At 72.8% G+C, this 243-nt stretch carries 1 protein-coding gene; it reads right to left on the bottom strand.

The genetic code is table 11. The features are described from left to right. The coding region (locus ACEN88_RS36100) for a Spy/CpxP family protein refolding chaperone (protein ID WP_413347183.1) at positions 1–243 on the bottom strand (243 nt) is incomplete at both ends.

Genomic DNA, 243 nt, shown 5'->3' with positions numbered 1-243 from the left:
CCGCCTGGCCGAGGTCGCGCGACAGCGCGCCGGCCCTGGCCTCGTCGAACCTGTCGGCGCGGCCCAGTTCGCGCAACCCTTCGTGCGCCTTGCGGATCGCCTTGTCGTAGTCGCGGCGCTGCGGCTCCTGGGCGTGCATGATGGCGAACACCTTGTCCTGCTGGGCTTCCGTCAGCTTCAGGCGGTGCAGCGGAACGTGGCCGAAGGGCATGCCCGGGCCCCGCTCGTGGTCGCCGCCGGGAC

The sequence above is a fragment of the Massilia sp. CT11-108 genome, assembly GCF_047302915.1.
Taxonomy (GTDB): domain Bacteria; phylum Pseudomonadota; class Gammaproteobacteria; order Burkholderiales; family Burkholderiaceae_D; genus Telluria; species Telluria orientalis.
The sequence above is the reverse complement of the archived record's forward strand: the minus strand, read 5'-3'. Positions and strand labels throughout refer to the sequence as shown.